The organism is Enterobacter sp. T1-1 (assembly GCF_000710795.1).
Taxonomy (GTDB): domain Bacteria; phylum Pseudomonadota; class Gammaproteobacteria; order Enterobacterales; family Enterobacteriaceae; genus Enterobacter; species Enterobacter cloacae.
In genome coordinates, this window is record NZ_JALW01000027.1 from 24,645 (window position 1) to 34,907 (window position 10,263).

A 10,263-nucleotide genomic window follows, 5' to 3' on the forward strand; every position below is an offset into this window, starting at 1 on the left:
ATGATGAAAAGAGTATTTCTCGCAGGCGCCGCCCTGCTGCTGAGCGCCAGCGCGCTGGCCGACGAGTGCGACAACGCCACTACGCAGCTTGAACTGAATACCTGTAGCGCGCAGCAGTACCAGGCCGCTGATAAAAAGCTCAACCAGACTTATCAGTCCGCCATTAAGCGTGCGGCGGCCCCACAGCGTGACCTGCTGAAAAAGGCGCAGCAGGCGTGGATCGCCCTGCGCGATGCGGATTGCAATTTTATCGGTTCTGGTACCGAGGGAGGCAGCGTGCAGCCTATGATCATTAGTCAGTGCCTGACGGAGAAAACCGTGGAACGCGAGGCGTTTCTGGCCTCGCTGATGCAGTGTGAAGAGGGCAACTTAAGCTGTCCCCTCACCCCATAGGGGCGAGGGAGAAAAGACAGCACAGAACAGTCCCCTCTCCCCGTGGGAGAGGGTTAGGGTGAGGGAAACTAGCGCACGCGGATCCCTTCAATAATCATCCGCTGCACGTTTTCGAGGGTGCTCTGGAAAAACGCTTCGTCCTGAAGCGTCTTTCCGGTTACCGCTTCAACCTGGGCCGCAAAGTCAGCGTAGTGCTGGGTGGCGGCCCAAATCATAAAGATCAGATGCTGCGGATCGACAGGTGCCAGTTTGCCGCTGGCGACCCACCCGGCGATGATCGCGGATTTATCGTCCACCAGCTGTTTTAAATCCCCCGTCAGCTCTGCCTTCAGCAGCGGCGCGCCCTGCAGCATCTCCAGACAGAACAGCCGGGATGCCTGCGGATAATCACGGGACACCTCCAGCTTCAGGCGGATGTACTCTTTGATCGCCACCAGCGGGGCGAACTCCTGACGAAAGGCCTTTAGCGGCGCCAGCCAGATATCCAGGATCTGCTGCATTACTGCCACATACAGCGCCTCTTTCGACGGGTAATAGTAGAGCAGATTGGTTTTGGACACCCCGGCCTGCTCCGCCACCTGTTCCAGGCGCGTGCCGTGAATGCCGAACTGTGAAAAGGTCTCCAGCGCCGCACTGAGGATGGCGTGCTTTTTGGCGCTCACCGCCTGCGAACGTTTACCTGCTGTTTTCACTGCGCCTTGTGTCATCCCGCTCTCCTTATTCTGCGTTGCCAACAGCATAGCAAAACCCCCGCCTCGCCACGACATTCTGCACTCCCATCGCGCATGAATGCCTGTTTTGTGTGCAATGTTTTTGACCATTTAGTCCACTTTTGTCACATTCAATTCATCAACCATTGATTAACACATTAATAACAAAGCCATTTTGAAAACTGGCACTCCCTTTGCAAAACCCTGTTCACCTGCAACGTAGTGAAGAGAGGTTCGTGATGAAAATTGGCGTATTTGTACCCATTGGCAACAACGGCTGGCTTATCTCGACCACTGCTCCGCAATACATGCCGACCTTTGAGCTGAACAAAGCCATCGTGCAAAAAGCGGAGCACTACCATTTCGACTTTGCACTTTCGATGATCAAGCTGCGCGGCTTTGGCGGCAAAACCGAATTCTGGGATCACAATCTGGAATCCTTCACCCTGATGGCGGGCCTGGCGGCGGTGACGTCACGGATTCAGATCTACGCCACCGCCGCCACGCTCACCCTGCCGCCAGCCATTGTCGCGCGGATGGCCTCCACTATCGACTCCATCTCCGGGGGACGCTTTGGCGTCAATCTGGTCACCGGCTGGCAAAAGCCGGAGTACGACCAGATGGGGCTCTGGCCGGGAGATGAGTACTTCTCGCGCCGCTATGAGTACCTTACCGAATACGTGCAGGTGCTGCGCGATCTGTGGGGTACCGGCAAGAGCGATTTCAAAGGTGACTACTTCACCATGAATGACTGTCGCGTCAGCCCGCAGCCTTCTGCGCCAATGAAGGTGATCTGCGCCGGGCAGAGCGACGCGGGAATGGCGTTCTCGGCAAAATACGCCGACTTCAATTTCTGTTTCGGTAAAGGCGTCAACACCCCCGCCGCCTTCGCCCCAACCGCCGCACGCATGAAAGAGGCCGCCGACAAAACCGGCCGTGATGTGGGCTCTTACGTGCTGTTTATGGTCATTGCCGACGAAACCGATGAGGCCGCGCGCGCCAAATGGGAGCGTTATAAGGACGGGGCCGACGACGAGGCCCTGAGCTGGCTCACCGAACAGAGCCAGAAAGATACCCGTTCCGGCGCGGACACCAACGTGCGCCAGATGGCCGACCCGACCTCTGCCGTCAATATCAACATGGGCACGCTCGTCGGCTCGTATGCCAGCGTTGCCAGAATGCTCGACGAAGTGGCCGCCGTTCCCGGCGCGGAAGGCGTTCTGCTGACCTTCGACGATTTCCTCACCGGTGTGGAGACCTTCGGCGAGCGCATTCAGCCGCTGATGCAGTGCCGCGCCCACATTACCGCCATCACCAAGGAGGTGGCGTAATGACAACCCTTAATGCCCGTCCGGAAGCCATCACCTTTTCTGCACCGCAGAGCGCGCTGATTGTGGTGGATATGCAAAACGCCTACGCCAGCCCCGGCGGTTATCTGGATCTGGCGGGGTTTGACGTCTCCGCCACCCGGCCGGTGATTGAGAACATCAAAACCGCCGTCGCCGCCGCACGCGCCGCCGGGATGCTCATCATCTGGTTTCAGAACGGCTGGGACGATCAATACGTGGAAGCCGGTGGCCCCGGCTCGCCCAATTTTCACAAATCGAACGCCCTGAAAACCATGCGCAAACGGCCCGAACTGCAGGGCAAGCTGCTGGCTAAAGGTGGCTGGGATTATCAGCTGGTGGATGAACTGGTGCCGGAAGCAGGCGATATCGTGCTGCCCAAACCGCGCTACAGCGGCTTTTTCAACACGCCGCTCGACAGCCTGCTGCGCAGCCGGGGCATTCGTCATCTGGTCTTTACCGGCATTGCTACCAATGTCTGCGTGGAGTCGACCCTGCGCGACGGCTTCTTCCTCGAGTATTTCGGCGTGGTACTGGAAGACGCCACTCATCAGGCGGGGCCGGAATTTGCCCAGAAAGCGGCGCTGTTCAATATCGAAACCTTTTTTGGCTGGGTCAGTAACGTCGCCGATTTTTGCGACGCCCTGAATCCGCCGCTCGCCCGTATCGCCTGAGGAGACATACGATGCCGAAATCCGTGATTATTCCACCGGGCACCAGCACGCCGATTGCGCCGTTTGTCCCCGGCACGCTCGCCGATGGCGTGGTGTACGTCTCTGGCACCCTGCCGTTTGATAAAAACAACAACGTGGTGTTTATCAACGACCCAAAGGCGCAAACGCGCCACGTGCTGGAGACGATCAAGACCGTGATCGAAACCGCAGGTGGCACGATGGAGGATGTGACGTTCAACAGCATCTTTATCACCGACTGGAAAAACTACGCCGCGATTAACGAGATCTATGCGGAGTTCTTCCCCGGCGATAAGCCGGCCCGCTTCTGCATTCAGTGCGGGCTGGTAAAGCCGGACGCGCTGGTTGAAATCGCCACCGTTGCGCACATTGGAAAGTGAGGCTGCCATGAAGCTCTCCGTCTCACCGCCCCCGTTTGACGGCGCGCCCGTCGTGGTGCTGATTGCCGGACTCGGCGGGGGCGGCAGCTACTGGTTACCCCAGCTAGCCGCGCTGGAACAGGAGTATCAGGTGGTCAGTTACGACCAGCGTGGCACCGGCAATAACCCTGACACCCTGCCGGAAGAGTACACCCTGGCGCAGATGGCCGGTGAGCTGGCACAGGCGCTGACCGCGTTCGGCATCACCCGCTACTGTGTGGTCGGCCATGCGCTGGGGGCGCTGATCGGCCTGCAGCTGGCGCTCGACACCCCCGATGCGCTCAAAGCGCTGGTGTGCGTCAACGGCTGGCTGACGCTGAATGCCCATACCCGACGCTGCTTTCAGATCCGCGAACGGCTGCTGCATGCCGGTGGCGCGCAGGCGTGGGTAGAGGCGCAGCCGCTGTTTCTCTATCCGGCAAACTGGATGGCCGCCCGCGCACCGCGTCTGGAGGCAGAAGAAGCACTGGCGCTGGCGCACTTTCAGGGCAAAAACAATCTGCTGCGCAGGCTGAACGCGCTGAAAAAGGCCGATTTTAGCCGCCATGCCGCCCGCATCGCCTGCCCGGTACACCTTATCTGTTCCGCCGATGACCTGCTGGTGCCCTCTGTCTGCTCGTCTGAGCTTCAGGCGGCGCTCCCGCACAGCCACAGCGTGGTGATGCGCCAGGGCGGCCATGCCTGCAACGTCACCGAGCCGGAAACGTTTAATACCCTGCTGCTGAACGGGCTTGCCAGCCTGCTGCACAGCCATGAACCCGCTTTATAAGGAGTTTCGATGAGCGAAGCCATTACCTCTGCCGCGCTGGATTCACTGTTCACCGGCGCACGCACCCACAACGGCTGGCTGGACATACCGGTCAGCGACGAGACGCTGCGCGAGATCTACGACCTGATGAAATGGGGGCCTACCTCCGCTAACTGTTCCCCGGCCCGCATTGTGTTTGTGCGCAGCGCAGAGGGTAAAGAGAAGCTGCGCCCCGCACTTTCCAGCGGCAACCTGGAGAAAACCCTCACCGCACCGGTCACCGCGATTGTGGCGTGGGACACGGAATTTTATGAGCGTCTGCCTGAACTGTTCCCGCACGGGGATGCGAAGAGCTGGTTTACCACCAGCCCCGCGCACGCTGAAGAGACCGCCTTTCGCAACAGCTCCATGCAGGCCGCTTATCTCATCTTTGCCTGTCGCGCCCTGGGGCTGGACACCGGCCCGATGTCCGGTTTTGACCGGCAAAAAGTCGACGAAGCCTTTTTCACCGGCACGCTGCTGAAAAGCAATCTGCTGATCAATATCGGCTATGGCGATGTGGGCAAACTCTACGGCCGTCTGCCGCGCCTGGCCTTTGAAGACGCCTGCGGGCTGGCGTAAGGAGCCATCATGACGACACCCGATAAACAAACCTTTCGCGATGCCATGGCCTGTGTGGGCGCGGCGGTCAATATCATCACCACCGACGGCCCTGCTGGCAGAGCGGGCTTCACCGCCAGCGCCGTATGCAGCGTCACCGACTCGCCCCCGACGCTATTGGTGTGTCTTAACCGCGGCGCGTCCGTCTGGCCGACGTTTAGCGAAAACCGCACCCTGTGCGTCAACACCCTGAGCGCCGGACAGGAGCCACTCTCCAACCTGTTTGGCGGCAAAACGCCGATGGAAGATCGCTTCGCCGCTGCCCGCTGGCAGACGGGCGAGACGGGCTGCCCGCGTCTGGAGGAGGCGCTGGCCTCGTTTGATTGCCGTATCAGCCAGGTGGTCAGCGTCGGCACCCACGACATTCTGTTTTGCGACATCGTGTCCATTATCCGCCATCCCGCCCCGCAGGGGCTGGTGTGGTTTGACCGCGGCTACCACGCGCTTATGCGACCCGCCTGTTAACCCTTCTTAAGGAAGCAGCTCATGGCAATGTTCGGATTTCCCCACTGGCAGTTGAAATCGACCTCTACAGAACCTGGCGTGGTCGCGCCGGATGAACGGCTCCCGCTCGGGCAAACCCTGGTGATGGGCGTCCAGCACGCGGTCGCCATGTTTGGTGCAACGGTGCTGATGCCGATGCTGATGGGCCTTGACCCCAATCTTTCCATTCTGATGTCGGGTATCGGCACCCTGCTGTTCTTTTTTGTCACCGGCGGGCGCGTGCCCAGCTATCTGGGATCCAGCGCCGCCTTTGTCGGCGTGGTCATCGCCACCACCGGGTTTAACGGTCAGGGGATCAACCCCAACCTCAGCGTCGCCCTCGGCGGCATTATCGCCTGTGGTCTGGTCTATACCCTGATTGGCGTCGTGGTGATGAAGATCGGAACCCGGTGGATCGAGCGAATGATGCCGCCAGTGGTTACCGGCGCGGTGGTGATGGCGATTGGCCTGAACCTGGCGCCAATTGCCGTGAAGAGTGTCTCCGGCTCGCCGTTTGAGAGCTGGATGGCGGTGATCACCGTGCTGTGTATCGGTCTGGTGGCGGTATTCACCCGCGGCATGGTCCAGCGTCTGCTGATTCTGGTCGGGCTGATTGTGGCCTGTCTGATCTACGCCCTGCTGGCCAATGTCTTTGGTTTCGGCAAGCCTGTCGACTTTACCCTGCTCCATCAGGCTGCCTGGTTCGGTCTGCCGCAGATCACGTCGCCAACCTTTAACACGCAGGCGATGATGCTTATCGCCCCTGTCGCGGTGATCCTGGTGGCGGAGAACTTAGGGCATCTGAAGGCCGTGGCGGGCATGACCGGGCGCAGTATGGATCCGTATATGGGGCGCGCGTTTGTCGGGGATGGCCTGGCGACGATGCTCTCCGGATCGGTGGGCGGCAGCGGTGTCACCACCTACGCCGAGAACATTGGCGTGATGGCGGTAACGAAAGTCTACTCCACGCTGGTGTTCGTGGCGGCGGCGGTCATGGCGATGCTGCTCGGCTTCTCACCAAAATTTGGTGCGCTGATCCACACCATTCCCTCGCCGGTCATCGGCGGCGCATCAATTGTGGTGTTCGGCTTGATTGCCGTGGCGGGAGCGCGCATCTGGGTACAGCATCGCGTCGATCTCAGCCAGAACAGTAACCTGATTATGGTGGCGGTCACGCTGGTGCTGGGTGCAGGTGATTTTGCCCTGACGCTGGGCGGATTTACGGTTGGCGGGATTGGTACGGCGACCTTTGGGGCGATTCTGCTTAATGCCCTGCTGAGCCGCCGGAAAGGGGATGAAGCGCAAGGGGAAGCCATCACCCCCTCCACCTGATATAAGTCTCCCTTTCTTGCCGGGTGACGCTGCGCTTACCCGGCAATCGCCTTACGTCGTTTTTTGAGCTTTAGCTCACTCACCAGCACCCCAACAACGATAAACGCCGCGCCGACCAGCGCCAGCAGCGGTAAGCGCTCTCCGGCAATGCGTCCAAAAATCCCCGCCCAGACCGGCTCCCCGGTGTAGATCACCGTCGCCCGCGTCGGCGACACGCTGCGCTGTGCCCAGTTCATGGTCACCTGAATAATGGCGCTGAAAATACCCAGCCCCAGCGCCACCACCACCAGCCCGGCAGACATCGGCGGAACCGACTCCCCTGCCGGAACCATCGTCGCGAACGCCACCAGCGACGCCGTGGCAAGCTGTACCACCGTGACGCGCTTAACATCGACCTTCCCGGCCCAGGCGCTGATGAGGATAATTTCCGCGGCAATCGCAATGGCTCCCACCAGGGTAATGATCTCGCCCGGCCCCAGTGCCAGCAGGTTATTTTCCGGCCCGGCCAGCAAAATCAGGCCGATAAACGCCAGCACAATACCAATGCAGGACATCACACCCGGCAGGCGTCCCAGACACAGCCATTGCAGTAACGGCACCAGCGGCACATACATGGCGGTGATAAAGGCCGATTTACTGCTGGAGATTGACTGTAACCCCCACGTCTGCAGGCTATACCCCATGGCGATCGCCACGCCAATCGCCACCCCGGCCTTGAGCTCCTGCAGGGTCAGCCCGCGCAGGGTTTTCAACGAGATCAACCCCACGGCAATCGCTGCCGTCGCAAAGCGCAGGCCGACAAAGAAGAACGGATCGCTCAGGGTGACCGCATACTGGACGGCGAGAAAGGTTCCGCCCCAGAACATGGTGATCAGAATGAGGATCGCTTCCTGAGGTTTGACGGAGAAGGTAAAACGAGAAACAGACATGAGGCACCAGAACGTAGAATGAAGGGACTAGTGTGCGATGCCTTTGATTGCAGTTCAATGTTACAGAAATAAAAAAACCGCCGGGAGAACCCGGCGGCAGAGGTCTTTCAACCCGGCGACTTACTTATTGCCGCCATGGCTGTTTTTACCCCCTTTTTTGCCAGCCTCAGATGCGCGCTGAGGGTCATTTTTAAAATTACCCCCGCTATGCTGGCCACCTTTACGGCCTGCTTCTGATGCTCTTTCACGATCTTCGGCGAAATTACCTGAACCACCACGATGGTTTGCCATCTCTAACCTCCAGTATGTGAAACATTAGACATCATATTGCATTCAGTAAAAGAGGATTCTTTCACCTCGCGGCTAAAGGACAGCGCCTTTATCTGTGCCGCGTGAAACTAAGCTTAGTGGACTGAGGGTATCCGGCAAGCTGTAGTTAATATTCTGCAACAAGATCTCAGTCTTTTGGGTGAGAAAACGCGGCGGTCATTCATAAGCCTTTCTTATCATTTCAAAAATCGTCGGCGGTAAAAATGTTTCATTTTGCTACAAGCCGCGATGGTCAGCATATTGTTATAAATCAAAGAAATGCCGTTCATTTTTGCAGTCTGGCTGTGATGTCATATCTTTAAATGAACGCAGCGATTCGCTGTCAGAAAAAACAAACGAGGAGTGATGCAAAATGGCAAAAGTTCTGGTGCTCTATTATTCCATGTATGGACACATTGAAACCATGGCTCACGCGGTAGCAGAAGGTGCAAACAAAGTGGACGGCGTGGAGGTTGTGGTAAAACGCGTACCGGAAACCATGCAGGCAGAAGCGTTCGCCAAAGCCGGAGGAAAAACCCAGAATGCGCCGGTCGCCACGCCTCAGGAGCTGGCGGATTACGACGCCATTATCTTCGGCACCCCCACCCGTTTTGGCAATATGTCAGGCCAGATGCGCACCTTCCTCGATCAGACGGGCGGGCTGTGGGCCTCTGGCGCGCTGTACGGCAAACTCGCCAGCGTGTTTAGCTCCACCGGGACCGGCGGAGGCCAGGAACAGACGATTACCTCAACCTGGACTACCCTTGCTCATCATGGGATGGTGATTGTACCGATTGGCTATGGCGCGCAGGAACTGTTTGACGTCTCTCAGGTACGTGGCGGCACACCTTACGGTGCAACCACCATTGCCGGTGGCGATGGATCCCGACAGCCGAGCAACGAAGAGCTCGCTATCGCCCGCTATCAGGGTGAATACGTCGCGGGTCTGGCCAAAAAACTGAACGGCTAACTCAACAGGAGGACAAGCATGCCAACTCAAGAATCCAAAGCTCACCACGTGGGCGAATGGGCAAGTTTACGCAATACCTCTCCGGAGATCGCCGAAGCCATTTTTGAAGTCGCGAAATACGACGAAAAACTGGCAGAGCAGATTTGGGAAGAAGGCAATGATGAAGTGCTGGTACGCGCCTTCGAAAAAACGGACAAAGACTCGCTCTTCTGGGGTGAGCAAACCATCGAACGTAAAAACGTCTGAGCGTTTCCCCCCGCCGCAGCGGGGGGATTATCTTATTTCGCCGCGTCGTTCATCACCGTATTAAATTTATCGATCGGGCAAAAACCGTTCGCATCCACCGGACATCCCTTCAGTTCCAGCGTCACGCGCTGCGCCGGAGACTGCAGCGACAGCACGCTGGCGTTACGCAGTTGCTCTGAGCTCTGATACACATACTCAATTTTCATCAGCTCGCGGTTGGCGTTTTTGTCGTGCCAGCGCTGGAAGACAATTTTGCCGCCGATTGGGGTGCGCTCCTGCTGGTCATGCAGCTGGTACGGCTTGAAGTCCAGCGCCGTCAGCAGAGAGGCAATGTTGGAGTCATGCCCCACCAGCAGGGTGATTTTCGGCGCTTTTGCCTGATCGGTCACCAGGGCGTTATCGATATACTTCACCAGCGGTTTGGCGACGTTTTGCGCCACCTCGGTTGAGGTAAACAGCGAGTCCTGATATCCGTTTTTCAGCTTCGACAATACGCGCCACTGCTGGTCGGTTTTAATCTCTCCCCAGGCCACCTGGTCGGCCGGGAAGCCTTCGTAATACTGCAGCGTGAACGCATCCACCAGCGAGTTGCCCACTTTCAGCGGCCCGGAAACGCCCGGTTCTTTTTCGTAGTCGGCGCTGAAGGTGTCTTTCGCGTCTGCCAGTGAACAGACTTTTTTCTCTTTGCATGACGGCGAATCGGCGTAGTTCGTCATCTGCTCCAGCAGCTTATAGCTTTCGCCAAGCTGCATTTTCTGCCGCTCGGACTCCATCGCCTTGAGCGCTTTTTCGCGGAATTCCGGCGAGTTATCGGTAATTACCGGATTAAAGGTTGGGTCCATGGTGCCCATTTTGTCCTGATGATGCACAGGAACATCGCACCCCGGGAACGCGCCGGTAATGAAGAACTGCGCGGTGGCGACGGTGCGCTGCAGGCTGTTGGCGTAAGCATAAACGCTCTCCGCCGGTGGACATTCTCCCGTCTTCACCATCCCCTGCTGGGCCAGCCACTCGCGCATGTAGTGC

General features: G+C 58.3%; 14 protein-coding genes. 10 read left to right on the forward strand and 4 right to left on the reverse strand.

Going from position 1 to position 10,263, the window contains the following annotated elements; translation table 11 throughout:
* The first annotated feature begins 3 nt into the window (after positions 1–3).
* Entirely contained in the window at positions 4–393 is a 390-nt protein-coding gene (locus tag AK59_RS0110955) for a lysozyme inhibitor LprI family protein (RefSeq protein ID WP_029882762.1), read from the forward strand.
* 68 nt (positions 394–461) lie between these two features.
* Here the strand turns inward: AK59_RS0110955 and rutR are convergent, their stop codons facing one another.
* The gene (gene rutR, locus AK59_RS0110960) at positions 462–1,100 is read right to left on the reverse strand and encodes an HTH-type transcriptional regulator RutR (RefSeq protein WP_013097192.1); all 639 of its coding nucleotides are present in this window, start codon (positions 1,098–1,100) and stop codon (positions 462–464) included.
* A 242-nt stretch (positions 1,101–1,342) separates the two neighbouring features.
* Here rutR and rutA point away from each other — a divergent pair, with 242 nt between their 5' ends.
* Genes rutA through rutG form a run of 7 tightly spaced genes read left to right on the forward strand, consistent with a single transcriptional unit; the run spans position 1,343 to position 6,783 of the window.
* On the forward strand, positions 1,343–2,434 hold the full coding sequence (gene rutA, locus AK59_RS0110965) for a pyrimidine utilization protein A (RefSeq protein ID WP_029882763.1): 1,092 nt from the start codon (positions 1,343–1,345) through the stop codon (positions 2,432–2,434).
* Positions 2,434–3,123, forward strand: a complete 690-nt coding sequence (gene rutB / locus AK59_RS0110970) for a pyrimidine utilization protein B (RefSeq protein WP_013097194.1) — start codon at positions 2,434–2,436, stop codon at positions 3,121–3,123. The genes rutA and rutB overlap by 1 nt, the downstream gene beginning before the upstream one ends.
* An 11-nt stretch (positions 3,124–3,134) precedes the next feature.
* Positions 3,135–3,521 carry a pyrimidine utilization protein C gene (gene rutC, locus AK59_RS0110975; RefSeq protein WP_029882764.1) on the forward strand — a complete coding sequence of 129 codons (387 nt, stop codon included), beginning with the start codon at positions 3,135–3,137 and terminating at the stop codon, positions 3,519–3,521.
* A 7-nt stretch (positions 3,522–3,528) separates the two neighbouring features.
* Positions 3,529–4,329, forward strand: coding sequence for a pyrimidine utilization protein D (rutD, locus tag AK59_RS0110980; RefSeq protein WP_029882765.1), 801 nt, complete (start codon positions 3,529–3,531; stop codon positions 4,327–4,329).
* A gap of 9 nt (positions 4,330–4,338) precedes the next feature.
* Positions 4,339–4,929, forward strand: coding sequence for a malonic semialdehyde reductase (locus tag AK59_RS0110985; protein WP_013097197.1), 591 nt, complete (start codon positions 4,339–4,341; stop codon positions 4,927–4,929).
* 9 nt (positions 4,930–4,938) lie between these two features.
* Positions 4,939–5,433, forward strand: coding sequence for an NADH-dependent FMN reductase RutF (gene rutF, locus AK59_RS0110990; protein ID WP_013097198.1), 495 nt, complete (start codon positions 4,939–4,941; stop codon positions 5,431–5,433).
* A 21-nt stretch (positions 5,434–5,454) separates the two neighbouring features.
* Positions 5,455–6,783 (forward strand): pyrimidine utilization transport protein G, encoded by a 1,329-nt coding sequence (rutG, locus tag AK59_RS0110995; RefSeq protein WP_013097199.1) that lies wholly within the window; start codon positions 5,455–5,457, stop codon positions 6,781–6,783.
* 35 nt (positions 6,784–6,818) lie between these two features.
* Here the strand turns inward: rutG and AK59_RS0111000 are convergent, their stop codons facing one another.
* Both AK59_RS0111000 and AK59_RS0111005 read right to left on the reverse strand, forming a co-directional pair.
* Entirely contained in the window at positions 6,819–7,712 is an 894-nt protein-coding gene (locus tag AK59_RS0111000) for a DMT family transporter (protein ID WP_029882766.1), read from the reverse strand.
* 120 nt (positions 7,713–7,832) lie between these two features.
* Positions 7,833–8,003, reverse strand: a complete 171-nt coding sequence (locus AK59_RS0111005; RefSeq protein WP_013097201.1) for a general stress protein — start codon at positions 8,001–8,003, stop codon at positions 7,833–7,835.
* Between the two features lie 391 nt (positions 8,004–8,394).
* Between AK59_RS0111005 and wrbA the strand changes: the two genes are divergently transcribed.
* Together wrbA and AK59_RS0111015 are read left to right on the forward strand one after the other, a co-directional pair.
* On the forward strand, positions 8,395–8,991 hold the full coding sequence (gene wrbA / locus AK59_RS0111010; protein WP_013097202.1) for an NAD(P)H:quinone oxidoreductase: 597 nt from the start codon (positions 8,395–8,397) through the stop codon (positions 8,989–8,991).
* Positions 8,992–9,009: 18 nt separating this feature from the next.
* A complete protein-coding gene (locus AK59_RS0111015; RefSeq protein ID WP_008499832.1) occupies positions 9,010–9,237 on the forward strand; it encodes a YccJ family protein in 228 nt (75 codons plus the stop codon).
* Between the two features lie 32 nt (positions 9,238–9,269).
* Here the strand turns inward: AK59_RS0111015 and agp are convergent.
* A partial coding sequence (gene agp / locus AK59_RS0111020; protein ID WP_029882767.1) for a bifunctional glucose-1-phosphatase/inositol phosphatase occupies positions 9,270–10,263 on the reverse strand: 994 nt, incomplete at its 5' end.

Coding starts and splice junctions, on each gene's coding strand:
- AK59_RS0110955 (WP_029882762.1), top strand. CDS start 4: ATGAAAAGAGTATTTCTCGCAGGCGCCGCCCTGCTGCTGAGCGCCAGC.
- rutR (WP_013097192.1), bottom strand. CDS start 1,100: ATGACACAAGGCGCAGTGAAAACAGCAGGTAAACGTTCGCAGGCGGTG.
- rutA (WP_029882763.1), top strand. CDS start 1,343: ATGAAAATTGGCGTATTTGTACCCATTGGCAACAACGGCTGGCTTATC.
- rutB (WP_013097194.1), top strand. CDS start 2,434: ATGACAACCCTTAATGCCCGTCCGGAAGCCATCACCTTTTCTGCACCG.
- rutC (WP_029882764.1), top strand. CDS start 3,135: ATGCCGAAATCCGTGATTATTCCACCGGGCACCAGCACGCCGATTGCG.
- rutD (WP_029882765.1), top strand. CDS start 3,529: ATGAAGCTCTCCGTCTCACCGCCCCCGTTTGACGGCGCGCCCGTCGTG.
- AK59_RS0110985 (WP_013097197.1), top strand. CDS start 4,339: ATGAGCGAAGCCATTACCTCTGCCGCGCTGGATTCACTGTTCACCGGC.
- rutF (WP_013097198.1), top strand. CDS start 4,939: ATGACGACACCCGATAAACAAACCTTTCGCGATGCCATGGCCTGTGTG.
- rutG (WP_013097199.1), top strand. CDS start 5,455: ATGGCAATGTTCGGATTTCCCCACTGGCAGTTGAAATCGACCTCTACA.
- AK59_RS0111000 (WP_029882766.1), bottom strand. CDS start 7,712: ATGTCTGTTTCTCGTTTTACCTTCTCCGTCAAACCTCAGGAAGCGATC.
- AK59_RS0111005 (WP_013097201.1), bottom strand. CDS start 8,003: ATGGCAAACCATCGTGGTGGTTCAGGTAATTTCGCCGAAGATCGTGAA.
- wrbA (WP_013097202.1), top strand. CDS start 8,395: ATGGCAAAAGTTCTGGTGCTCTATTATTCCATGTATGGACACATTGAA.
- AK59_RS0111015 (WP_008499832.1), top strand. CDS start 9,010: ATGCCAACTCAAGAATCCAAAGCTCACCACGTGGGCGAATGGGCAAGT.